Below are 22,700 nucleotides of genomic sequence, written 5' to 3'. Positions count from 1 at the left end.
AAATTTTTTACATCTAATGATAGAATCTGTTTATCGTTATTAAAAATAAATATTCTGAGCGAGCTGACGCTCAGAAAGTGTTAAATTGGTAAAGTAATACTTTACTGCAAATATAGGATTTTGTTCATGGCTGGTGTCAATAAAGTAATAATTTTAGGTAACTTAGGGAAAGACCCTGAAGTACGTTTTATGCCTAACGGTGGTGGGGTAGCTAACCTTACTATTGCAACTTCTGAAAGTTGGAAAGACAAGCAAACGGGTGAACAAAAAGAAAAAACTGAATGGCACCGTGTAGTCATGTTCGGAAAACTTGCTGAAATCGCCGGTGAATATTTAAAGAAAGGCTCTAAAGTTTATATTGAAGGATCTTTGCAAACACGTAAGTGGCAAAACCAACAAGGCCAAGACCAATATACTACTGAAATAGTAGTTCAAGGCTTTAACGGCACTATGCAGATGTTAGATTCACGTGGTGGTAGCGGTGCTGGTGCTGGTGCAGGTGGCTTTAATCAACAAGCTCCTCAACAATCAGGTGGTTTCCAACAACAAGCTGCTGCACCACAACAAAGTGGTGGATATAATCAGCAAGCAGCGCCACAACAAGCTTATAACAAACCTGCTCAACAAAGTGGTGGTTTTCAACAACCAGCACAACAGCAGTCAGCTCCACAACAATCAGGTGGTTTCCAACAGCAGTCTGCACCTCAACAACAGTCTGGTGGATTTCAACAACAGCAAGGTGGCTTCCAACAGAATGCACCTAAAGTAAACCCACAAGAACCAACCATTGATTTTGATGACGACATTCCGTTTTGACGTACTAAAGATAGGTTTTTGTTAAGCTAAACATCGAAAACGATAAAACCCACTGTTACTAGTGGGTTTTTTGTTTTTTTATGCTGTATAAATGGTAAAGCCAATTATATTTCACCATTCATAGAAGGCTTATTTGCGGTAAATATCTGTATCGACGCGGGTAATACAGTTGAAAAAGCTTGCACTACGATATAAATCATAATTTTTCAAATATTTCCCCAGCTTTTAGCACATTCACTGGACTGTTCATTATGTTTAAGTCCGTTATTTTTAATGTATACCCAATTGGCATTAATCATTTGTTGAGTGCGCGTATGTGCCCATGATTGAGCAACGCAACAAATACACTACCTCCAAAAGCATTCCCTAATAATATCACTGCAATTGTCATAGCTACATCACTTACCGCAAGGGCGTTAGATGTAAACAGAGCAACGAACAATTCAACTGATCCTGCAATAGAGTGATGTAAACCACCAACACCAATAACAAAGGTAACAATGTAAATACACAAAATTTGGCTGGCTGTTGAAGAGGTAGATAAAATTGTCCAAGCACCAAGGGCCATAAGCCAGCCTGCGAGAATAGCACTGACAAGCAAAGTACTATATTCGTATGCTAACATGTGTTGCGCAATAACAAGGTAGCCATCAGCGGCATGAATCACATCGTCTGCAGCGCTGAGTAATCCGGCACTTATCAAGCCACCAAATAAGTTTCCTGAAATTACAATTGCCCATAATTTGAGCATGACGGTTAGTTTAGCGCGTTTGTCTAGTATTGGGTAAAAGGCGGTAGCAGTGTGCTCGGTAAATAGCTGGGTGCCGCTTAAAATGCACAAAATAAAGCCTAATGGATAAACAAGTGCAACCAGAATACGATTAAAGCCAGAATCAAGATCTCCAACAATAGTAGCCATGACACCAACAGCCATGACGGTAAAGCAAATGATCATGCCGCCAGCAATAGCGGAGAGAAAGAGTGATAAACCTGGTCGAACTAACTGTTCAAGACCCTCTTCTATTGCTTTCTCTAAAATATCATCAGGATGGCGAAGGGTTTCATCAGTACGTTTAATTATGACGGGCACATATTCGCTGCTCTCTTTTACACGTTCTTTACTTCGCTCTGCAGTGTGCTCTTCGAATAGTGGCTCGCCATCGGCTGAGACAATTTTAGGCACTTCTGGGTCATTTATTTCGTTCATTACAAGTCGCTTATTTGGTGATTTTTATGGATATGTCAATATTCGCTCTAGCACTATCAATGTGCTTATTTAGGCTAATATTATTCTTACTTATAATTGCTCACTGACTTAATTCAATTCGTAAAATGTCGACTTGAAATAAGGCTGTTCAATAAGACATTTAAGTTGGTGTTAATAGTTGTTTTAAGGCTATTTCTAAAGTGGGATATTGAAACTTAAAGTTATTGCTAAGCAGTTTTTTTGGTATAACATTTTGTCCATACAAAATTAAATCTGCTGATTCACCCATTAATATTCGTAATATAAAGCCAGGAACCCTGAATATACAAGGTCTCCCAAGTACGGCACTTAAGGTTTCTGAAAACTGCTGATTACACACGGGCACAGGCGCAGTGGCATTAATAGGCCCAGAAAACGCAGTTTGGTAGATAGCGGCTAATAAAACGGCAACCATGTCATCAATATGTATCCATGACATAAATTGCTCACCACTGGCTATGGGGCCGCCAAGGCCGAGTTTGAAAGGTAGTAGCATTTTTTCTAAAGCACCGCCGTTATTAGCTAAAACAATGCCTGTTCTTATCAGACAAACGCGCGTTTGTTCAGATTCAGCTTGTAGCGCTATTTGCTCCCATTTCTGGCAAATATGATGACTAAACTCATCATGTACATCTTGATAGCTCTCATCGATTTCTACAGCGCCTTGGCGACCATAAAAGCCGATAGCACTGCCCGATATAAAACTATGAGGCGGTTTAGTCGCGGCTTGTATTTTTTCAACTAAGCTTCGGGTTATTTGCCAGCGACTTTGGCAAATAATAGCTTTCTGCGCATTTGACCACCTTTTATCAACAATGGCTTCACCGGCTAAATTGACTACAACATCAAGATCATTAAAGTCTACATCATCAATTGTTGTGATTAATTCAATATTTTCAGGTAGTAACTTTGTGGTTTTTTCTGGACTACGAGTTAAAACAATAATGCGATCGGCATTCAAATGTTGGATTAGTGCTTGCCCAATCAGTCCACTACCGCCTGTGATCAAAATATTCATCATTGCTCCTTTGATTCAAATTGAAACTTATATCATTGTTACTCATTATCTAAGTTGGTTAAAATAGCTCACTACTAATACGTTACTTATTTAGTCATTATAGCTGCATAAGTAAAGCTTGTTAGTCATGCAGGATAATATGATCATGAATAACGAGTTATTAGCATAGATACCTGATATTTATACCTAATGTTGGGCTATTTTCTAAGCCTTAATAGGCCACCTTATTAATTAAATTGTAATTACTATTTTGTAATTTACTGTTTATAGATACCGATAGATTCAATTTATGGATCACATTTAATCTTAACCTGACTTATTATCTGAGCACTTATATTGATTGAAGTAGCCAACGACTGCGTTATTTATTTACTACTGATAAACGCTAGTTATTATAATCAATGCCTTATATTTGACCGAATTCCTGTGCATAAAATAGACGAGCAAATCAATGAAATTGCTAAAGAACTGTAAAGGAAAGCTATAGCGACTGTTGTCGTAAATAAAACGTGGGCAATAAAAAAGCTCCCGAGGGAGCTTTTTTATTACTAGGTAAGCCGAATAGAAAACTTAGTAGTAGGTATCTTCTTTGTTGTGCGCTTGAGGATCTTCAATAATCTCTTCAAAGCCGACTTCAAAACTGTTATTACTATCAGTATTTGCCATATAAATAGTGCGGGTTGAACCATCGATCCAAGTAACTGTACCGCTACCTTTTTTACTACCGCATTTCATACCAATATGTATGTCGTTAAATTCCATCGTTTCCTCCTCGTTTATTGTCGAATACCGAACTGTGCTTTCGATTAAGCAAACTATCTATGTTATTTACTTAGAATATCTATTCTTAAAATAGTTCAAATATTCTGCAGCTAACGTGCTTTTTTTCGACGGGAACGGTTTATTATAAAGAGAAAAATATTCAGATCTAGTCATTTTTATGGTTGGGCGCTAATACCTAAAACCGCCTGCTTGCTAGCCCCTGTTACCGCTGGAATGTTGCCATAAATATTTTTATCAAATGCGAAGGCTAACCAAGCAAAAGCCATAGCTTCTAGTGAATCACTATTTATGTTTTTTGTATGAGTATTCACTAACGAATGTTTAGTAAGCTTATGATTTAACAGTGAAACCAAGTAGTCATTTTCAATGCCACCACCACAAATATATACGTCAGACTTCGTACTTAGTTGGCCTATTTCATGTGCGATACTTTCCGCGGTTAATGCGGTTAATGTTGCTTGAATATCCGCAGGAGGTAGTGTGCTTTTATCCGTGAATTTTGCCAACCACTGACTATTGAAGTACTCACGTCCGGTGCTTTTAGGGGCGGTTTGAGCGAAGTAAGGGTCGCTTAACATTGTCCGTAGTAGACGATGACAAATGTTACCTGAATTGGCCCATTGGCCATTAGCGTCATATCGGCCTGATTGATGTTGTGCAAACCAATAGTCCATCAATGCATTGCCGGGGCCAGTGTCAAAACCGATGGTTTGGTGTGGCGCATTTGAGGGGAGAAAGGTAATGTTTGCAATGCCGCCGATATTGACCACAAAAACATCTTTTTCAGTTGAGCCAAAAATGGCTTGATGAAAAGCAGGCACTAATGGCGCACCTTGGCCTCCTAAGGCGATATCTTTCGTTCTAAAGTCACCAACCACGCGAATACCGGTTAGTAAAGCTAAGGTTTGTAAACAGCCTATTTGCAAGGTAAAAGGCGTTGTTATTTCTTGATTTTTAACTGGGCGATGCCGAATAGTTTGACCATGGCATCCGATAGCGGTGATATCCGCTGCAGCTAAATTTTCTTGCTGTAAAAATTTTGTAACCGCTAGAGCAAATTGTTGTGCTAATTCCATATCGAGACTACCAGCACGATCAATTTCATTGGCACTTGCGTTATACAAACTCATTATTTTTTGCTGAGTATTATTATCGTAAGCTTGATAATAACTGGCGAGTAAATTAGCTCCGTTGGCTTGTAGCTGTTGTTCAGCGTCAAATTCAACCAACGCAAGATCAATACCGTCAGCGCTAGTGCCTGACATTAGGCCAATATAGCGCAATTTATTATTCATATTATTGTGCGCTACTATTGCTTGATTGCATGCTAAGCATCATGTGACGTGAACTTGATAATTCTGCAAGGCGTTGAGTTGCTATCGCATCAAATTTTTGTCTAAATTTGCTACTAATAGGTTTGGCGTCTGGCAGTTTCACCGTTCTAGGGTTGCGATGTACCCCGTTGAGTAGAAACTCATAATGTAAATGCGGTGCTTCTGACATACCCGTTGAGCCAACATACCCGATAACTTGACCTTGTTTAACACGTTCGCCTTGTTTAACGGCGCGTTTAGAAAAATGTAAGTACTTAGTCACAATACCATTACCGTGTTGAATAAAAACATAATTACCATTGTATTTATTGTAGGTTGAATGGGTAACTCTGCCATTACCCGCGGCTACAACAGGTGTTCCTTGCTTAGCGCTGTAATCAGTGCCGTTATGTGATTTCCAACGTTTTTGTATTGGGTGAAAACGCTTACGTTTAAAGTTCGAGCTAATATAGCGAAAACTGACCGGCGCCCGTAAAAATGCTTTACGCATGCTTCTGCCATCAGGAGAATAATATTCATCGTCAGTAAAGCGTATGGCTTGAAAAGACTCACCTTGGTTAATAAACTCTGCCGCAACTATATTGCCAGTGCCAATAAAATCACCTTCAACATATTGGTTTTCATAGATAACATTAAAGCTGTCACCTTCACGAATATCCATTGCAAAATCAATATCCCAGCCGAATACATTAGCTAGGCTGATAATTTGTCCATCATTTAAGCCTGCCGAAGATGCAGCATTCCAAAAATTAGATTTAATTGTGCCGTGTGCAATAGCTTCTCGAACTTCTACCGTTTTACTTTCTTTGTAAGCATGATATTGCTGATTTTGTAAATTGACGAATAACGTCTCGTATTTCGATAGCGGATATTCAAGTGAAACTAAGTTACCCTCACTGTCTTTACCTATGCGCATAATATCGTCAACACGGATCTTTTTCAGTAGCTCACTGTCATCACCTTTTGCGGTGATGACATTGTGGGTTGTGGTGGCATTTAAGCCATTGCGTTTAAATATTTTTGCTAGTGAGTCGCCACTTTTTACTTTGACTGAATGCCAGTCTAATTGAGCCGCGTCTTCTTCAATATTACTGGGCAGAACCCTCGTTGGCTCTTGGATAATATTTACGGGTTCGATGGGCTGAATGGGTAATTGAATATTATCGGGCGTAACAATGCCATTTTCCTGCTCCGGCATAGCTACTTGATAGCGTTCACCGACGATAAACTCGCCATTAGTACTCGACGTTACTTGCTTACTACTTTTTAACGGTACCATTAATAAAATCAGTACCACGGCAGCACATGAAGTAATAATTATCTGGTGCTGTTTTGGTAAGGCAAAATATAAATTTTTTATATTTTTCAAAAAGCTAAGACCTATAAAAGAAATGTTAATACGAAAACTATCGTCTACTATAACAAAATAATATCATGCTAAACAATGATAGGGTTTTCACCGCCGTTAAAAGTACAGTAGAATTCGACAATTAATTATAAATATCAACCGAAATGGTTTATTAATCAGTTTGGTTTATAACTCTTGTTGGAGCCTAAGTAAATGTCAGATGTAAACCAAGCGTTTGAAGAAATAAAGCGCGGTGCAGAAGAAATTCTGCTTGAAGATGAATTGTTGGAAAAATTGAAAAAAGGAAAGCCGCTAAAAATTAAAGCGGGTTTTGATCCAACAGCACCAGATTTACATTTTGGTCATACCGTATTGCTAAATAAGTTGCGTCAGTTTCAGCAGCAAGGCCATGAAGTTATCTTCTTAATTGGCGATTTCACTGGCATGATTGGTGACCCGAGTGGAAAAAACGTTACGCGTAAACCGTTAACCAAAGAAGATGTTTTATCAAACGCTGAAACTTATAAAGAACAAGTATTTAAAATTTTAGATCCAGCGAAAACTACCATTGCTTTTAACTCTACGTGGATGGATAAACTCGGTGCTGCGGGTATGTTAAAGCTTGCTTCTCGTCAAACCGTTGCTCGTATGATGGAGCGCGATGATTTCAAAAAACGCTATAACAGCGGCCAAGCTATTGCCATTCATGAATTTATGTATCCGTTAGTGCAAGGCTGGGATTCTGTTGCATTGGAGGCTGATGTTGAATTGGGCGGCACCGACCAGAAATTTAATTTACTGATGGGTCGTGAACTACAAAAATCGGAAGGCCAACGTCCGCAAACCGTGCTTATGATGCCATTATTAGAAGGCTTAGATGGCGTGCAAAAAATGTCTAAGTCATTAAATAACTACATAGGCATTACTGATGAGCCGAACGATATGTTTGGTAAAATAATGTCAATTTCTGATGATTTAATGTGGCGCTACTATGAACTATTAAGCTTTAAGCCGATTGACGTTATTAATGGTTATAAAGAGCAAATTGCGGCAGGTTCAAACCCTCGTGATGTAAAAATTGATTTAGCCAAAGAATTAATCGAACGTTTTCATGACAGTGCAGCGGCTGAAGCGGCTCATCAAGAATTTATTAATCGCTTTCAAAAAGGCGCGATGCCAGACGATATAGCAGAAATAGAAGTTGCGACTGAAAATGGCGAAATAGCCATCGCGAACTTGTTGAAAGAAGCGGGTTTAGTAGCAAGTACCTCAGAAGCTATGCGCATGATTAAACAAGGTGCGGCTAAAATTGAAGGCGAAAAAGTTACTGATAATAAGTTAGTGATTAATACTGGCACAACTGCCATTTACCAAGTTGGTAAACGTAAGTTTGCTAAAGTTACAGTAAAATAACCTCCTAGATAGCAACGTTTAAAAACAAGCCAGTACCTGTTACTGGCTTTTTTATGTGTAATAACTTATCTGGGCTAGTGTAGAAAAAATATAAAATAAGTCGCTAATTATTTTAATGAAAGAAGGTGGTTTTATTGATCTAAGTCAGTATCGTTAAATTGAAAAAGCGTAATATGTGCGAGATATAGTCGCCGTTAGATAAGTCAAAGTCTACATGTTTGCTCTGAACGTCTAACTTCTCATCTACACGCAGGTGCACGATACAATGTTACTTCTCTTATCGTACCGTAAAAAAAAGTTAACGTTATTTACCGTATTAATACTCTGCTTTGTTCAGTTCTCGGTTCATGCCTTATTTATTAGTGAGCCAAGAGATCCTCTGCCGCTCATTCATGAAATTTTTTCGCAAGCCACTAAAGTATCAGAGAAAGTAGGCGACCCGCTTATTTGGACTATTTTTCAGCAAGATGAAATTATTGGTTATGCTTTTGAAACCAATGATGTTGCTAGGATACCTGCGTATTCAGGCGAACCGGTCAATATGCTAGTCGCCATAGATGTTAACGGTACTTACCTTGGTGCTAAAGTTTTAGAACACCATGAGCCGATTATTCTTGCCGGCATCCCTGAAGCTAAATTATGGGCATTTACAGATCAATATCAGGGACTAAGTGTTAGCGCTCGTCTAAAAGTTGGCGGCAACACCAAAGGCGACGTCATACATTTAGATGGTCTGTCTGGTGCGACCGTAACGGTTATGGTGATGAATGTTGCGATAACTAAAGCGGCGACTAAAGTGGCCCGTTCACTGGGTATTATCGACGAAGTTGAACAAATTAAACAGCCAATAGCCACGATACTGCCTGACGTTTATCAAAAAGTGAATTGGCAAACAATGTTGGGCGATGGCTCGATTCGTAAGTTATATTTAGACCGTAAAATGGTTGGTGAAGCCTTCGTTGGTAGTGCTGCTGAAAATATTGAACAAGTGAGGTCGGCGCAAAAGTCAGGTATGTTTGCTGAGATTTATTATGCTCAAGCCGATATTCCAACTGTTGGTCGCAATTTATTAGGTGATAGTGAATATAATTGGTTGATGAAATCACTGCAGCCTAATGAACATGCCATTATTGTTTTAGGTAACGGCTACTCATTTAAAGGCTCCGGTTATGTTCGCGGCGGTATTTTTGACCGCATTCAAATTATACAAAATGAAACCGCCTTTTCCTTTCGTGATTTAGATCATAATCGTGTTACTGATTTGCTTATTGAAGGTGCGCCAAACTTTCGAGAAATGTCGTTGTTCATTGTCCGTGAACACCATGAATTTAACCCAGGTGTAGATTGGCAGTTTGAACTATTGGTTCGTCGTCAAATAGGTGCGGTTGATAGTGTGTTTACTAGTTTTAAAGGCAGTTACCATGGCCTTGAACAGTATTTATACCGTCCGCCAGTTGTGATACCTGAGCCAGAATTAACGCTTACCCAACAAGTGTGGCAGGAGAAAGAAACTGAAGTAATCGTTTTATCCCTACTGATGACTTTGTTGCTCGCAACGTTGTTTTTCCAAGATATTTTAGTTAGACATCCAACCTTTATGCACAATTTCAGGCATGGCTTTTTAGTCGTTACAGTGGTCTTTATCGGTTGGGCGTGGGGTGGACAGCTTTCCATCGTCAACGTGTTTACCTTTCTACAAGCTTTTATGTCAGATTTTTCTTGGGACTTATTTCTATTAGATCCCGTTATTTTTATGTTATGGGGCGCTGCTGCAGTGACTATGTTGTTGTGGGGACGGGCAGTATATTGTGGTTGGTTATGTCCTTTTGGTGCGCTACAAGAATTGATTAATGTATTTGCTCGTTACATCAAAATTCCACAATTTGAATTACCTTGGGCTGTACACGAAAGACTATGGGCAATTAAGTATTTAATTTTATTGGGGCTGTTTGCTCTTTCACTAGATTCATTAGCATTGGCGGAACAATTTGCTGAGGTTGAACCCTTTAAAACCACATTCTTATTGAAGTTCGATCGTGAATGGCCATTTATTCTTTATGCCCTCATTTTATTAACGATTAACGTATTTAACCGTAAATTCTTCTGTCGCTACCTATGCCCATTGGGTGCTGCACTCTCAACCAGTAATAGCATACGTTTATTCAGTTGGTTAAGGCGTCGACCTGAATGTGGTCAACCTTGCAAAACTTGTGCAAAAGAATGTGAAATACAGGCGATTAACCCTGATGGTGAAATCAATATGCGAGAGTGCCATTACTGCTTAGATTGCCAAGTTACCTATTTCAATGATGATAAATGTCCGCCATTGAAAAAACAAAAATATAAAAAAAACAAATATAAAGAACAAGAAATTGAGACAGTTAATGTCGGTTAAGCCTTTATTTATAATAAAAGAGTCAATCAACGGAGAAAGCAGATGATTAACGATGATAAAAATGCCAACGAGCCGAAGTTAGAAAGTGAAAGCAGACGTAAATTTTTTGGTAAAACAGCCTTAGTTGGTGCCGGTGCTGTTGCAGCGCCGATGACTGCCGCCATGTTTGTTTCAATGGCAAAAGCTAATGCAGCAGAAGCCGGCAATAGCCCATTCGTCCACCCTGGCGATTTAGACGAGTATTACGGCTTTTGGAGTGGTGGACACTCAGGTGAAGTACGTATTATGGGTGTGCCATCAATGCGTGAATTGATGCGTATTCCAGTATTTAATACTGATTCAGCAACCGGTTGGGGTTTAACTAACGAAAGTAAACGCATAAAAGGTGATAGTGCGCATTTGCTGACCGGTGACTCACATCATCCACACATGAGCATGACCGACGGCCGTTATAACGGTAAATATGTCTTTATTAACGATAAAGCTAACTCCCGAGTAGCGCGTATTCGTTGCGATATCATGAAAACCGATAAAATGCTGACCGTGCCTAACGTGCAGGCGGTACACGGTTTACGTGTACAAAAAGCACCTTACACAAAATATGTAGTTTGTAACGGTGAATTTGAAATTCCGATGAATAACGATGGTAAAGCCGGCATGAAAGATGTCAGTAGCTATCGCTCGTTGTATAACGTTATTGACGCCGAAAAAATGGAAATGGCATTCCAAGTGATGGTCGACGGTAACTTAGATAATACTGATGCTGATTTCGATGGTAAATACTTTGCATCAACTTGTTATAATTCTGAAATGGGCATGAGTTTAGGGGAAATGATCACTGCTGAACGTGATCACGTAGTCGTGTTTAGCTTAGCTGCTTGTGAAGCCGCATTAAAAGCCGGGAAATTCAAAACGTATAACGGTAACAGTGTACCAGTACTCGACGGTCGTAAAGGCTCTAGTTTAACGCGTTACATTCCAGTGCCGAAGTCACCGCATGGTTTAAATACGTCGGCTAATGGCGAGTATTTTGTAGCGAACGGTAAATTATCACCGACCGTATCAATTATCTCAATTAAAAAACTAGATGCTTTATTTGCGGATAAAATTAAACCGCGTGACACTATTGTAGCTGAGCCAGAATTAGGTTTAGGGCCATTACACACGGCTTTTGATAACAAAGGTAACGCGTACACAACACTATTTTTAGATAGCCAAATTGTTAAATGGAATGTAAAAGACGCCATTGCTGCCCATAACGGTAAAAAAGTTAACTACATTCGCCAAAAATTAGACGTGCATTACCAACCCGGCCATAACCATACTTCGCAAGGAGAAACGCGAGATGTCGATGGTAAATGGTTAGTATCTCTTTGTAAGTTCTCAAAAGATCGCTTTTTACCTGTAGGTCCATTGCGTCCAGAAAACGATCAATTAATTGATATTTCAGGTGATGAAATGAAACTGGTTCACGATGGCCCAACGTTCGCTGAACCACATGACTGTATCATGGTGCATCGCAGTAAAATGAAACCGCTTAAAATCTGGCCACGTACTGACCCATTTTTTGCTGAAACTATTGCGATGGCGAAAAAAGATGGTGTTGATGTCTATACTCAAAACAAGGTGATTCGTGATGGTAGTAAAGTTCGCGTTTACATGACTTCGATTGCACCAACGTTTGGTATGAATGAGTTTACCGTTAAGCTAGGCGATGAAGTCACAGTCATCGTTACTAATCTTGACCAAGTTGAAGACGTAACGCATGGTTTTTGTATGACAAACCATGGTGTGCAAATGGAAATTAGTCCACAAGCGACGGCATCAATCACCTTTAAGGCCGATAAGCCGGGCGTACAATGGTACTACTGTAACTGGTTCTGTCATGCGCTACATATGGAAATGCGCGGCCGTATGTTTGTTGAAACCTAGCTAATAATGTATGGGCGTTCGTTACCTCATGCTGACCATATGCTAGGTGGAAGGTAACTCAATAAACATCGAAAATTACGTGGTAATAGCGATAGTGTTATTGCCGCATTTTTCACTTTTAAAGGGCTGACTTTTGAAGCTACTATTGTTTAAAATATTATCGATACTTGTGCTGAGTCTTATTGCTCAACATAGTATTTTAGCGGCAACTATTGAGGTTTCACCCGCGGATAATTTACAACAAACATTAGATAACAGTGTTGATGGCGACATTATTATACTTGCTCCAGGTCGCTATTTAGGTAATTTTGTCGTTAAGCATCGAGTCACTTTACGTAGCATAGGTATTAAGCCAACAGCGGTTATTGATGCGCAAGGACAAGGTCACGCGCTAGTTTTAGAGCAAAGTAATATTGTGCTTGAGAACTTAACAATTGTGAATTGGGGGCATGATTTAACCGAACAAGACTCGGGCATTTATGCGGTAATCAATGCGACGAATATTACGATTAAAGGTAACCACCTTAAAGGCGATGGCTTTGGTATTTGGTTGCAAAAAGCTAAAAATATAAAAGTATTAGCTAACGTTATACAGGGCAATATTGCACTACGCTCAGCCGACCGTGGTAATGGTATTCAACTGTCCATTGTACAAGACGTAGCAGTTAAAAATAATGAAATTTTTCACACCCGCGATGGCTTATATATTATTTCAAGCCAGAATAATGTATTAGAAAACAACACTATGCGAGATTTACGCTATGGCGTGCATTTTATGTATTCACATAGCAATAACGTACTGAATAACAAAGCCTATAATACACGGGCGGGTTATGCTCTCATGAGTTCACGTAACCTAATTGTTGATGGTAATCTTACTGAAAACAGCGAAGATTATGGTTTCTTAATGAATTTTATTACCTCATCAACTATCAGTAATAATGATGTTAAAAGTGTTTGGACCAAGCCGAAAAATAAAGTACTAGGTCGAGACGGTAAAGGTTTTTTCGTTTATAACTCGGCGTACAACACCATCAAAAATAATCGTATCGACACCGCTGAAATTGGTATTCACTTAACCGCTGGTTCAGAAAACACCAAGGTTTATGGCAATAGCTTTATCAATAACCCCATACAAGTGAAGTATGTCTCTAATAAAAAACAAGAATGGAGCTTTGAGGGCAAAGGTAATTATTGGAGTAATTACCTAGGCTGGGATATGAACGGCGACAATATTGGAGATGTGATTTTTGAACCCAACGACGGCATCGATCAATTGATATGGCGATACCCAGAAATGAAAATGCTCATGGACAGTCCGGTGGTATTAATTTTACGTTGGATACAAAAAGAATTTCCGGTTTTAAAGCCGCCAGGAGTTAAAGATAGTTTTCCGCTGATGCGCTCGCCAACTAATCCCTTAATTGAAGACGCTACGCTTTCAGTAGTTCAACGCGCTAATATGAAAACTGCATTACTTGAAAAAGAGGCATACACATTATAATGAATACACCTTTAGTTTCTCTTGAAAATGTCAGTAAGCATTATAAAGACCTGATCGCATTATCGGCGATACATTTGCATTTAGCTCAAGGTGAAGTGCTAGGTTTATTTGGCCACAATGGCGCGGGTAAAACCACACTGATGAAGCTGATACTGGGCATTATTTCTCCCGATATCGGCAATGTTAGCGTTATGGGCACAAAGCCTGATGATAAATCAGCTTGGCACATGCGGACGAAAATGGGCTACCTACCTGAAAATGTTATGTTTTATGAGCAGTTAACTGGCTTGGAAGTTATTACATACTTCGCGCGCTTAAAGGGGCAGTCAAAAACACACGCGAGAGCACTATTAGAGCAAGTAGGCATTGCCCATGCAATGGGGCGACCGGTAAAGACTTACTCAAAGGGCATGCGTCAACGTTTAGGTTTAGCACAAGCTTTTATTGGTGAACCTAAATTACTGTTACTTGATGAACCCACTGTGGGCCTTGATCCCAGCGCTACTGCTGAGTTTTATCGAAGTGTAGATCAGCTAAAAACCCAAGGGACCAGTGTGGTTTTATGCTCGCATGTTTTACCGGGTGTTGAGCAGCATATCGATCGAGCTATGATTATTTCTGGCGGTAAAACGTTAGCACTTGGTACTATTAAAGAGCTTAGGGCGCAGTCGAATTTGCCAATAAAAATTAAACCGCAAGGCTTAAATGGTTCGCTACAAGGAGATCCGTTACTACAGCCTTATTTGGATGAGGCAGATAATCTATTCGTACCTGAACAAGAAAAGCTCAAGATTTTACGTCATTTACTTGCTGATGATAGTTTGTGTGATTTAACCGTAGAATCTGCAAATTTAGAGCAAGTTTATCAATGTTTTTTAGCGCAAGCAGAAAAAATGACAACTGAAAGTAAGTCTAAAAACAAGCAAAAAAGTCATAAGGTAGGTGGGTAATGAGAGAAATTATTACTGTTGCCAACAAAGAATTTCGCGACGGATTACGTAATCGCTGGTTATTATCCATTACCTTAATTTTTGCAGTGCTTTCCTTAGGTTTAAGCTACTTCGGCGCTGCCGCGTCAGGTACTGTAGGTATTACTTCTTTATCAACCACTATTGCGAGCTTAGCGAGCTTAGCAGTGTTTTTGATCCCACTGATCGCATTATTGTTAAGTTACGATAGCTTTGTGGGTGAGCAAGAAGGTGGCACATTACTGTTATTATTGACTTACCCTTTGAGTAAAAATCAGCTGTTAGTGGGTAAATTTTTGGGGCAAGGTAGCATTATTGCCTTAGCCACTTTGCTGGGATTTGGTGCGTCGGCATTATTATTGTTTATTCAACACAGTGATGTTGTCATTATTGAAACCTTTGTTTATTTCATCCTGAGTGCAACGTTATTGGGGTTAAGTTTTACTGCAATTGCTTATATGATTAGCTTAATAGCAAGTGAAAAATCAAAAGCCGCAGGCGTGGCTTTACTCACTTGGTTTTTCTTCGCTTTGGTTTTTGATCTGGCATTACTCGCCTTGCTAGTAGGTACTGACTCCAGTTTAAGTCAAAGCACATTAACTCAACTAATGATGTTAAACCCTGCTGATATTTTTCGTTTAGTAAACCTAGTAGGTTTGGACAGTACCGATGTTAATGGCGCACTTGCCGTTGCTCTCAACACAAATATATCGCAAGCACAGTTGCTATTAATTCTATTAGCTTGGGTTATTGCACCGTTGGCTATTGCCTCGGTTATTTTTAAGCACAAAAAACTTTAAAGGTATTCTTTATGCAACGTAAAGTCTTTTTATTACTGGTTTTATTCGCAGTGTTCAGTTGTTCAGAACAATCAGAGCAACAAAAAATAATTCACCAAGCGGTTACGATTGAAAGTGCAGATGAATGCCACTTATGCGGCATGCTAATTTCTAATTTTTCGGGACCCAAAGCAGAGCTTTTTCGCAAAGGTGTGACGACAGAAGATAATAATAGAGTGAAAAAATTCTGTTCAACACGCGACATGTTTAGCTTTTACCTTGATCCAGAAAATAACCGCAACGTAACCACTATTTTGGTGCATGACATGAGCAAAGCACCTTGGGATTCGCCAAATGACAGCTATTTTATCGATGCTCGCCTAGCTTGGTACGTTGTTGGCTCAAATCTAACGGGTGCGATGGGGAAAACCCTTGCAAGCTTTTCAACCAAAACTGACGCTGATACATTTGCGAGCGAATTTGGCGGCAACGTAATCGATTTTAATGCGGTAAACTATCAGTCATTACAATAGGGTTTGTTACACGTTCAACATATGATGCCACTAATGAAGGCTACAAAAGTTGTAATTTACAAACAGCTAGGTAATCTAGTGCCATTATTTCCTGTTTGAGTCACCATGATAAATAGTCGATTACTTAGCTGTGTAGTGTTGCTCATCAGCCTTGTTTCTTGTTCATCTATTAACAGTGCTACGACGTCTTTTCGAGATGGTTTTGATTTCTCGAGCGTTGAAAGCTATAGCACTTACGGACGCAATTCCGCCTTTGGCGACTTACAAAACCTCAATGATACTATCCGTAATACCATAGAGCTGGCGATTGAACAGGGTTTTGACGAAAATGGCTTTCGCTATAAAATTTCAGAAAATGCCGACGTTATGATTGCCTATCACCTGCTTAATCAGAACTTTGCCGAACTTAATAAATATAATCAGCAAGTAAAATATTGTGGTTATTGCTTAAATGCAGGAAAAAATTCGCGCGTAGAGTTAGAAACAAAACTCCGCCCCGGGAGTTTAATCCTAGATATAATAGACCCGAAAAGTCAACGCACGGTCTGGCGAAGTGTTTATCCTTTAGGCTTTAAAGCGCAAGATAACAGCCAAGAAATGCAGAAAAAAATTAGCAACGCGGTTGATAATATGTTGCGCGATTATCCTCGCGGTCAAAACATTAGCCAAGTGCTTAACGATAAAGGAGAGTTTGTATAATGGCAAAATGGTTAGCTATTACGCTTTTTACGATGATTTGTTTTATGGTCATTTTACTTGGTTTAGGGTATTTACTGTCGGAAAATGAAAAAACCACCACAGTACTGAAAGAGCAATTGGCGCAACAGACTCAGTTAAATCAGAAAAAAATTGATCAGCGCAACAATCTTAACGCTTATGCTAAGGCAGAAGCCGTCGCTGACAAAGTGCCAAAGCAAAGCGAGGCTGAAATAATGCAAGCGTTTGAAAATACGTTAATCAATAACTTAACTTGTGTAACGTTAGCCCAATGTAAAATAGTGACAGTTAAATTCAAAAATACTGACTGCAAGCTAGCGAGTAATATTATTGGTGTATCACAACTGAAAAAAATAGCCACACACACCATCACAATGGATAACTGTCCAAGAGTAGAACCGCAAAGTGAACTGGCTTGTCAGCAAAATATTTGCAGCTTAGTTAATATTGCCAATTAATGATAAATACTAGTGTTACAGTTGTTTTATAGACCATTCAGTGGCCTTAATTATTGCTAGCGGAATATGACAAACCCTCAAAATAATAGCCTGAGTATAATCGACTTTATAATTGTCGACCAAACGAGCATATTGAATGGCTTTGGGTATATAATAAGGTATTGTTTTTTATAAATTGTATGTAATATGACCTTTCCCGATGACGAAACAGGCCAAGTTTTAGCTGAAATGCAAGCTGCAGGCATTAATTTAAATGAAATGCACAACGTAGTGTTTTTTCAGTTATTTGAACAAGAACTACAAGCGAAAGCTATGGTCGAGCATTTAGCTGAAAAAGCACCAGACATGATCGTAACGCTTGAACCAGACGAGTTACCTAATGTTTGGGACTTAAATTGTACGGTGACTATGATACCAAGTTACGAAGCCATAGTGGCGCAAGAAGCTGAGTTTGAATTGCTTGCGGCAAAGTTTAAAGGCTTTAATGATGGTTGGGGGATTGAGGCTTAATTGCTTAACCAACTAAATTCGAGTTGAGCAGCTTGGTGGTTCTTAAGTAAAAAGGCTTATAGTTATCTGATATTGTGTGATATTAATATCACACAATTAAAATTTATAGAGTTAGGTTTACTCAAAATTTCTCATAAATTTACCGTAATATAGTGCCTTAGGCACAAGGAGGTTTAAACCATGTTCAATATATATCTATCACTCCCTCTGATGATTTTACTAACCGCTTGTGGCGCAACACAACCACCGCCATACCAAAAAGATAGAGCCCCTGAAGATCGAGACCAATACAGCGGTGCTGAAGGCTTAAAGCAGCAACAGCAAGACCAAACGCATCTAATGAATAAAGAACTCGCCGATAAGTGTACTGCTGCCAAACTAGATCTAGCGATGGCGGAACAAGAAAGTAATGCCGGCGAAATTCACCAACAAATTGAATTAATTAACAGTACTTGTATCTCAGAAAAATAGCTTGAGTATGACTTAATTAAGCATTGTTTCCCAAGTCAGACAATGAGGAAGCATTTCTTTTTTGTTCAAAAGAGAAATGGTTCCTGCTATTAAATTGTTTAACTAAACCGCTACGCAAAGATTCTTTCCTTCCGTCATTTTAGCCTCACTTACAATAGATTAATGACTTATTTCATTTGATAAAATAAGTCATGGTCCGTTGATGTACTAATAAATGATGCTGTAATAAATGCGGTAGTCTTAAAAATTTAGCATATTACCGCTAGAGTAAAATATGAGCTAAAAGTGCAATAACAGGCAAGGTCACCAAAGTACGCAGAATAAATACAACAAATAACTCAAAAAAGTTAACTGGGATTTTACTGCCAATCAGTAGCGCGCCGACTTCACTCATATAGATTAATTGAGTTACCGACAAAGCCGCGATCACAAAACGTGTTAGATCAGACTCTATCGAGCTTGCTAAGATGGATGGTAAGAACATATCAGCAAAGCCGACCACAATAGTCGTTGAAGCAACATCGGCTTCAGGGATCTGTAAAAGTTCTAGTAACGGGATAAATGGCATACCTAAATAATCAAAGATAGGTGTGTTCTCAGCCAACACTAATGCGATAGTACCAATCGCCATAACCCCTGGAATAATACCAAAGACCATATCGACTACATTTTTAACGCCTTCTTGCAGAACATGTTTAACGCCTCCTGCTTGTGAAGCTTTATTAAGTGCTTGTTCAAAGCCCCATGACATTACACCATGACCTTGCGGGATCATTTCATCATCTGGATGACGTGGAGTGTTATCTATGTATAAATCTTTCTTTCTTGATAGTGGTGGAAGTTTTGGTACCACAATGGCTGCAACAAAGCCGGCAAGACAAACGGTTAAGTAAAACGGTATAAATAAATGCTCAAGTTGTACTTGAGAGATAACCACTAAGCTGAAAGTAATAGAGACCGCAGAGAATGTTGTACCAATAACGGCAGCTTCACGTTCTGTGTAAAAACGTGTTTCATACTGTTTGGCTGTCATTAAGATGCCAACGCTGCCATCACCTAACCAAGAAGCCATGCAATCAATTGCGCTTCTGCCTGGAAGGTTAAAGATAGGTCTCATTATTTTAGTCAGCATGGTCCCAAAAAACTCAAGTAAACCAAAGTTGAGTAATAAAGGCAGTAACATACCAGCTAGAATAAAAACTGAAAAAAGCACCGGTAATAAGTCGTTAAGTACTAATGCACCAGCATCAGCAGAGTATATGACTTCTGAGCCCACTTTTAGATATGTTAGTACAATGAATACTGCGCCTAGAATACGCACCACTAACCAAAAAAGTGAAACATTTAGTAAGCTATTCAGAAAAGGGGTTTCTTGAACAAATTTAGGTTTAATGACTTTACTGAGTACTGACATAATTGCCATAAAGACAACGATACAAGTCACGATTAACGGCAGTATCTCTGCAAATTGGCTTTGTATCGCCTTTGCCGCTATAGCGATAGGAATCGTAATCGCGCCGTTATAGCTGATGGGTGTCATGAATAATAATAAACCGAGCAGCGACGGAATAATAAAGGTCAGTATCGTTTTAATGTTATATTGTTGTTTCTGGATCTGTTGAGTCACTTTATGTAAACCTTACTGATTGGCCAAATAAATATGGTTGATCGTGTCTAACCTTGCGTTGGGAGATTGCTGAATGTTGATTCAATGATTTTTAGCGGGGCAAGATTACCTGCTTATCTAGTCTAAGTAAAATGATTCACTTTAAAATTAATTTTTTAACGAGAGAATTAATTGGGACAGCCATAGTTAATTTGAAACATTACAAGCGCTATACTAGGATTAACAATCGGCCAAAGTAATACCAAGTTGATTAGTTAACTGCTCATTTTTAATGGTTAAAATTAATAATGACGGCGTTATAAAATTTATAAGTAGAATAACTACTGACTAAATTTTATGCCTGGTAATTATCCATTTTCCCTCATGAAAAAGTAGAACACTTACTTAATCAAATTGGTATAAATGGGTTTTCTTGATAGTTAATGCCAGAAAACCACTGATCAGTTTAATTAAAATAAACGTAGACTCTCAAGGTAATTGAAAATATCTATTTATAAAATTAAAACAAGGAATGTATATGAAAATTTTATCCCTAATCACGGTTGCTTTTATGACCGTATCTGCCAGTAGCTCAGCTGAGAATATTTATGCGGATGTGCAGGTTACCGAATTAAAACCCACAACTAACGTTATATGGAAGCGTAAAAATCCACATACACCAAAATATCCAATAGAGCTTGCAAACTCTGGGATCAGAGGTTGTGCAGTTTTATCTTTTGAAATTTCTGCATCGGGTAAAACTGAAAGTGTAGAAATTATTAGTTCAGTGCCTAAAAGAAAACTAGGTAAATCCTCTCGAAAAATGCTACAAAAATGGCATTGGACTCCAACGTCTAAATTGACTGAACCTGCTGCAGAAAAAAGAACTTTAAGGTTAGATTTTTGTATTGATGGTGATTCAACTGAGCAAGCTGAAGAAGCTTGTAAGCAGCAAACCCTCATTTCATGTAAATAGTGAAGTTAACCACTATGGGCCGTTACCTATTCTACTAGGGCTACTCAAGCTATGCTCTGTAGAACAGGCTCTTTAGGCCCGTTAATATTGATTACTGTAGTTTGGGGAGGGCCAGATTGTATTTTTACTTAACCGCGTCACTTCAAAAGCCGTTTTAAACGCATAATTCAAGTACCGGTTCAGAACTTAGATTTTACCGCTATAAGCACTAATGATTTCATCAACATTCTCAGTGCCACCTTGCTGAATTCGGTTATAATGATTAAGTGTTTTTTCTAAATAAAGTTTAACTATACGTGCTTGATTTTCGTTATCTGATTGCCAAATATCATGACCTACCGGGCTAATTTTCCTATTTTTATCGCGCTTTGAGCAAACCAAAATAACTTCATAGTAGCGGCGATTATCCTCTACTAAAACCTCATCTTTTAAGCTGAAATTTAGAGCTATTAATTTTCGACGCAGTGCAAATTGTTGGTTAACTGGGCATAACAGAAAATCAATATTGTCGTTGGCATGTTTTTGATGAATGTCATTGATGAACTGGATCATTAAGTCGCCACCAATACCCGCAATGATGATGAGGTGTTTTCCTTGATACTGTTTCAAGGGTAACTTGGAGACATCAAGACAGTGTACTTTCCAATTAGAGCTGGCATTTTGATAAAACCTTTGGAGCTTGCTTTCTATACTTGTTATCAGTTCTGGCACTATATCAACAAAATGTATGTTCTGAGCCGCTTGTCGAGATAATAAGCTTGCACCCAAAAATCCGTGATCACAGCAGCAATCCCAGATGTGGGTGTAGCTCGCTGTAACCATTTGCTCAATACGTTGTAATCTTTTACTGAGTTTCAATGAAATAGCCTGTAGTTAAATCATCGCATTGTAATGGTTCTATTTATTATTGCGAGTGTTGGCTGACTTGATAATCAAGAGTCTAATCCTAAACACTTTGGTAGCTCAGGCAAGTTTTCGTAGCTAGATACAAACAGCATTGGCAGGGTAAAGTGCAGGGAATAGCTCATAAATAGGAGTGCGGCAACTGCCAATGTCTCGTTACGCTGAAGTTGTTGCACACGCTCAATACGGCGGCAAATGCTTTAAAACTGGCACAATTGATCGCGACGGCCAAATAAGCCAGCGCAACAGGATAGTATTCACTTGCGAGCGAATCACTTATTGGTACCCGTACCAATAAGTCCATAAAACCAAGAAGTTAGAATAGTTGCTTTTATACAGTTCTAGGACGTGCAGCGAATAGTCAGCTTGTTTGGCCTTTAGTGTTGAAAGCAACAGATATTTTTGACAAGATTATTCCTTGTTTAATATTTGTATTCAGAGCAATTACTTAATATTTGTTATTCAGAACACTTACTTAATATAATTGAGCACCTCAAACGTATGTAAAGCAAGCTATCTGCGTATAACGAACCGAGATTAAATGTGCATTTATGACTTTATTAGAACATCCTTTTTTAGTTGATATGTCCTAAATGCTGATCTAAATATTGCTCTGTTAAAAGTTAAGGTTAATTAATCTGTGTTTTAGTCGCTACTTTTATTTAGTTTAAAGTAAGATTATTAACTATGCTCTAAGATAAGTAGTAAGTCGTCAGAACGTTTTAATAACCCTTAAGGATATAACTTATGTTTACAGGTATTTTAGGTCTACTTCATTTAATTATCGCGATATGGGCGATTCTTAGTATTTTAAAATCAGGCGCATCAACCGCAGAGAAAATTGTATGGGCTTTAGTGGTGCTGTTATTTCCCGTTATTGGTTTGATTATTTGGTTTTTAGCCGGGCCCAAATAGACTTAAATAAAGCTAGATCTCTTCTTTGATAAGTTCACAGTTAATGATTATTTCATGTGAATTTAGTTGGTTTAT

The 22,700-nt window shown here is 38.7% G+C and carries 21 protein-coding genes; 14 read left to right on the top strand and 7 right to left on the bottom strand.

Annotated elements, in window-relative coordinates:
- Window positions 1–126 precede the first annotated feature (126 nt).
- On the top strand, window positions 127–816 hold the full coding sequence (ssb, locus tag B5D82_RS06905; RefSeq protein WP_081150199.1) for a single-stranded DNA-binding protein: 690 nt from the start codon (window positions 127–129) through the stop codon (window positions 814–816).
- A 295-nt stretch (window positions 817–1,111) separates the two neighbouring features.
- On the opposite strand, the gene B5D82_RS06900 is transcribed toward ssb, so the two are convergent.
- From B5D82_RS06900 to B5D82_RS06880, 5 genes are all read right to left on the bottom strand, one after another.
- Window positions 1,112–2,023 (bottom strand): formate/nitrite transporter family protein, encoded by a 912-nt coding sequence (locus tag B5D82_RS06900; protein ID WP_081150197.1) that lies wholly within the window; start codon window positions 2,021–2,023, stop codon window positions 1,112–1,114.
- 160 nt (window positions 2,024–2,183) lie between these two features.
- Window positions 2,184–3,080, bottom strand: a complete 897-nt coding sequence (locus tag B5D82_RS06895) for a TIGR01777 family oxidoreductase (protein ID WP_081150195.1) — start codon at window positions 3,078–3,080, stop codon at window positions 2,184–2,186.
- Window positions 3,081–3,650: 570 nt separating this feature from the next.
- Window positions 3,651–3,842 carry a hypothetical protein gene (locus tag B5D82_RS06890; RefSeq protein ID WP_081150193.1) on the bottom strand — a complete coding sequence of 64 codons (192 nt, stop codon included), beginning with the start codon at window positions 3,840–3,842 and terminating at the stop codon, window positions 3,651–3,653.
- Between the two features lie 176 nt (window positions 3,843–4,018).
- The gene (locus B5D82_RS06885; protein ID WP_081150191.1) at window positions 4,019–5,158 is read right to left on the bottom strand and encodes an anhydro-N-acetylmuramic acid kinase; all 1,140 of its coding nucleotides are present in this window, start codon (window positions 5,156–5,158) and stop codon (window positions 4,019–4,021) included.
- Window position 5,159: 1 nt separating this feature from the next.
- The gene (locus B5D82_RS06880; RefSeq protein WP_245807578.1) at window positions 5,160–6,566 is read right to left on the bottom strand and encodes an OapA family protein; all 1,407 of its coding nucleotides are present in this window, start codon (window positions 6,564–6,566) and stop codon (window positions 5,160–5,162) included.
- Between the two features lie 192 nt (window positions 6,567–6,758).
- Here B5D82_RS06880 and tyrS point away from each other — a divergent pair, with 192 nt between their 5' ends.
- The 11 genes from tyrS (at window position 6,759) to B5D82_RS06825 (ending at window position 18,225) form a co-directional block, all read left to right on the top strand.
- Window positions 6,759–7,958 carry a tyrosine--tRNA ligase gene (tyrS, locus tag B5D82_RS06875; RefSeq protein WP_081150189.1) on the top strand — a complete coding sequence of 400 codons (1,200 nt, stop codon included), beginning with the start codon at window positions 6,759–6,761 and terminating at the stop codon, window positions 7,956–7,958.
- 265 nt (window positions 7,959–8,223) lie between these two features.
- Window positions 8,224–10,353: a transcriptional regulator NosR gene (gene nosR / locus B5D82_RS06870; protein WP_081150187.1), complete on the top strand. Its 2,130-nt coding sequence runs from the start codon at window positions 8,224–8,226 to the stop codon at window positions 10,351–10,353.
- 42 nt (window positions 10,354–10,395) lie between these two features.
- Complete coding sequence (nosZ, locus tag B5D82_RS06865) at window positions 10,396–12,285, top strand: TAT-dependent nitrous-oxide reductase (RefSeq protein ID WP_081150185.1); 1,890 nt, start codon at window positions 10,396–10,398, stop codon at window positions 12,283–12,285.
- Between the two features lie 133 nt (window positions 12,286–12,418).
- Window positions 12,419–13,789, top strand: coding sequence for a nitrous oxide reductase family maturation protein NosD (locus B5D82_RS06860; RefSeq protein WP_081150183.1), 1,371 nt, complete (start codon window positions 12,419–12,421; stop codon window positions 13,787–13,789).
- Entirely contained in the window at window positions 13,789–14,739 is a 951-nt protein-coding gene (locus B5D82_RS06855) for an ABC transporter ATP-binding protein (protein WP_081150181.1), read from the top strand. The genes B5D82_RS06860 and B5D82_RS06855 overlap by 1 nt, the downstream gene beginning before the upstream one ends.
- Window positions 14,739–15,557, top strand: coding sequence for an ABC transporter permease (locus B5D82_RS06850; RefSeq protein WP_081150179.1), 819 nt, complete (start codon window positions 14,739–14,741; stop codon window positions 15,555–15,557). The genes B5D82_RS06855 and B5D82_RS06850 overlap by 1 nt, the downstream gene beginning before the upstream one ends.
- An 11-nt stretch (window positions 15,558–15,568) precedes the next feature.
- Entirely contained in the window at window positions 15,569–16,069 is a 501-nt protein-coding gene (locus B5D82_RS06845; protein WP_081150177.1) for a nitrous oxide reductase accessory protein NosL, read from the top strand.
- Between the two features lie 105 nt (window positions 16,070–16,174).
- Window positions 16,175–16,768 carry a DUF4136 domain-containing protein gene (locus B5D82_RS06840; protein ID WP_081150175.1) on the top strand — a complete coding sequence of 198 codons (594 nt, stop codon included), beginning with the start codon at window positions 16,175–16,177 and terminating at the stop codon, window positions 16,766–16,768.
- The gene (locus B5D82_RS06835) at window positions 16,768–17,244 is read left to right on the top strand and encodes a hypothetical protein (RefSeq protein WP_081150173.1); all 477 of its coding nucleotides are present in this window, start codon (window positions 16,768–16,770) and stop codon (window positions 17,242–17,244) included. Before B5D82_RS06840 ends, B5D82_RS06835 begins: the two co-directional genes overlap by 1 nt.
- A 186-nt stretch (window positions 17,245–17,430) precedes the next feature.
- Window positions 17,431–17,754, top strand: a complete 324-nt coding sequence (locus tag B5D82_RS06830; protein WP_081150171.1) for a ribonuclease E inhibitor RraB — start codon at window positions 17,431–17,433, stop codon at window positions 17,752–17,754.
- Between the two features lie 180 nt (window positions 17,755–17,934).
- The gene (locus tag B5D82_RS06825; RefSeq protein WP_081150169.1) at window positions 17,935–18,225 is read left to right on the top strand and encodes a hypothetical protein; all 291 of its coding nucleotides are present in this window, start codon (window positions 17,935–17,937) and stop codon (window positions 18,223–18,225) included.
- A gap of 262 nt (window positions 18,226–18,487) precedes the next feature.
- Here the strand turns inward: B5D82_RS06825 and B5D82_RS06820 are convergent, their stop codons facing one another.
- Complete coding sequence (locus tag B5D82_RS06820) at window positions 18,488–19,765, bottom strand: YjiH family protein (RefSeq protein WP_094122859.1); 1,278 nt, start codon at window positions 19,763–19,765, stop codon at window positions 18,488–18,490.
- Between the two features lie 604 nt (window positions 19,766–20,369).
- Here B5D82_RS06820 and B5D82_RS06815 point away from each other — a divergent pair.
- Complete coding sequence (locus B5D82_RS06815) at window positions 20,370–20,807, top strand: energy transducer TonB (RefSeq protein ID WP_245807577.1); 438 nt, start codon at window positions 20,370–20,372, stop codon at window positions 20,805–20,807.
- 186 nt (window positions 20,808–20,993) lie between these two features.
- Here B5D82_RS06815 and B5D82_RS06810 read toward each other — a convergent pair whose 3' ends face one another.
- Window positions 20,994–21,665: a tRNA (adenine(22)-N(1))-methyltransferase gene (locus B5D82_RS06810; RefSeq protein ID WP_172820628.1), complete on the bottom strand. Its 672-nt coding sequence runs from the start codon at window positions 21,663–21,665 to the stop codon at window positions 20,994–20,996.
- Window positions 21,666–22,457: 792 nt separating this feature from the next.
- On the opposite strand from B5D82_RS06810, the gene B5D82_RS06805 reads away from it, so the two are divergent.
- Window positions 22,458–22,625, top strand: coding sequence for a PLDc N-terminal domain-containing protein (locus B5D82_RS06805; protein WP_081150165.1), 168 nt, complete (start codon window positions 22,458–22,460; stop codon window positions 22,623–22,625).
- Window positions 22,626–22,700: the final 75 nt, after the last annotated feature.

The organism is Cognaticolwellia beringensis (genome assembly GCF_002076895.1).
GTDB lineage: Bacteria > Pseudomonadota > Gammaproteobacteria > Enterobacterales > Alteromonadaceae > Cognaticolwellia > Cognaticolwellia beringensis.
This window is presented reverse-complemented; position numbering and strand designations above follow the sequence as displayed.

Excerpts from the sequence above, each read along its gene's own strand:
- ssb (WP_081150199.1), top strand. The coding sequence starts at position 127 with ATGGCTGGTGTCAATAAAGTAATAATTTTAGGTAACTTAGGGAAAGAC.
- B5D82_RS06900 (WP_081150197.1), bottom strand. The coding sequence starts at position 2,023 with ATGAACGAAATAAATGACCCAGAAGTGCCTAAAATTGTCTCAGCCGAT.
- B5D82_RS06895 (WP_081150195.1), bottom strand. The coding sequence starts at position 3,080 with ATGAATATTTTGATCACAGGCGGTAGTGGACTGATTGGGCAAGCACTA.
- B5D82_RS06890 (WP_081150193.1), bottom strand. The coding sequence starts at position 3,842 with ATGGAATTTAACGACATACATATTGGTATGAAATGCGGTAGTAAAAAA.
- B5D82_RS06885 (WP_081150191.1), bottom strand. The coding sequence starts at position 5,158 with ATGAATAATAAATTGCGCTATATTGGCCTAATGTCAGGCACTAGCGCT.
- tyrS (WP_081150189.1), top strand. The coding sequence starts at position 6,759 with ATGTCAGATGTAAACCAAGCGTTTGAAGAAATAAAGCGCGGTGCAGAA.
- nosR (WP_081150187.1), top strand. The coding sequence starts at position 8,224 with ATGTTACTTCTCTTATCGTACCGTAAAAAAAAGTTAACGTTATTTACC.
- nosZ (WP_081150185.1), top strand. The coding sequence starts at position 10,396 with ATGATTAACGATGATAAAAATGCCAACGAGCCGAAGTTAGAAAGTGAA.
- B5D82_RS06855 (WP_081150181.1), top strand. The coding sequence starts at position 13,789 with ATGAATACACCTTTAGTTTCTCTTGAAAATGTCAGTAAGCATTATAAA.
- B5D82_RS06850 (WP_081150179.1), top strand. The coding sequence starts at position 14,739 with ATGAGAGAAATTATTACTGTTGCCAACAAAGAATTTCGCGACGGATTA.
- B5D82_RS06845 (WP_081150177.1), top strand. The coding sequence starts at position 15,569 with ATGCAACGTAAAGTCTTTTTATTACTGGTTTTATTCGCAGTGTTCAGT.
- B5D82_RS06840 (WP_081150175.1), top strand. The coding sequence starts at position 16,175 with ATGATAAATAGTCGATTACTTAGCTGTGTAGTGTTGCTCATCAGCCTT.
- B5D82_RS06835 (WP_081150173.1), top strand. The coding sequence starts at position 16,768 with ATGGCAAAATGGTTAGCTATTACGCTTTTTACGATGATTTGTTTTATG.
- B5D82_RS06830 (WP_081150171.1), top strand. The coding sequence starts at position 17,431 with ATGACCTTTCCCGATGACGAAACAGGCCAAGTTTTAGCTGAAATGCAA.
- B5D82_RS06825 (WP_081150169.1), top strand. The coding sequence starts at position 17,935 with ATGTTCAATATATATCTATCACTCCCTCTGATGATTTTACTAACCGCT.
- B5D82_RS06820 (WP_094122859.1), bottom strand. The coding sequence starts at position 19,765 with ATGACACCCATCAGCTATAACGGCGCGATTACGATTCCTATCGCTATA.
- B5D82_RS06815 (WP_245807577.1), top strand. The coding sequence starts at position 20,370 with ATGAAAATTTTATCCCTAATCACGGTTGCTTTTATGACCGTATCTGCC.
- B5D82_RS06805 (WP_081150165.1), top strand. The coding sequence starts at position 22,458 with ATGTTTACAGGTATTTTAGGTCTACTTCATTTAATTATCGCGATATGG.